Consider the following 253-nt stretch of genomic DNA (forward strand, 5'->3'; position numbering starts at 1 on the left):
GGATCAGCATGTCGGCTACGGCGTCCACCGGCGGTGTGCGCAGCACCAGATGGCGGCAGCGGGAGCGGATCGTGGGCAGGACGTCGTCGGCGGAGGGCGCGCACAGCAGCCACACCGTGCGGGGAGCGGGCTCCTCGACGGCCTTCAGGAGGGCGTTGGCGGTCTGCTCGGTGAGCCGGTCGGCGGTCTCGTGGACGACCACCTGCCAGCGGCCCCCGGACGGGGAGAGCTGGGCGCGGCGCACCAAGTCGCG

Annotated in this window: 1 pseudogene; it reads right to left on the reverse strand. The window is 74.3% G+C overall.

Annotated features, from left to right (window positions below):
• Positions 1-253: pseudogene (locus tag ACSNOK_RS35265) on the reverse strand (DNA polymerase III subunit delta'); the annotation flags it as partial.

It is taken from the genome of Streptomyces sp. URMC 126 (genome assembly GCF_051386555.1).
In the GTDB taxonomy this organism is placed as follows: Bacteria; Actinomycetota; Actinomycetes; order Streptomycetales; family Streptomycetaceae; genus Streptomyces.